Genomic DNA, 258 nt, shown 5'->3' with positions numbered 1-258 from the left:
CTGGCGCTGCCGCCATAGGTCTTGGTCGCTCCCGACGCCGTGATCGTCAACGACGCCGGGTTCACCGTCAGCGTCCCCTCGGCATAGGTGATCGAATAGTTTGACAGGCCCGTGCCGGACGCACCGGCCGCCACGATGGAATAGCTGCCGGCATTGGCCAACGTGCCGCTGCCGGCAGAGGTCAGGCTGACGCCGCTGATGCTGTCACTGTTCACCAGGCCGCTGCTGGTGAAGCCCGTCAGGTTCGCGCTGCTGCCG

1 protein-coding gene is annotated in these 258 nt (G+C 66.7%); it reads right to left on the bottom strand.

Annotated elements, in window-relative coordinates:
- Window positions 1–258, bottom strand: a 258-nt coding sequence (locus ACM9LZ_RS26115) for an MBG domain-containing protein (protein WP_416622417.1), incomplete at both ends; no start/stop codon positions are given.

Origin of the sequence: Niveispirillum fermenti (genome assembly GCF_048066175.1) — a bacterium.
Classification (GTDB): domain Bacteria; phylum Pseudomonadota; class Alphaproteobacteria; order Azospirillales; family Azospirillaceae; genus Niveispirillum; species Niveispirillum fermenti.
Note: the sequence above shows the minus strand (reverse complement) of the source record. Positions and strands in the feature narration are given on the sequence as shown.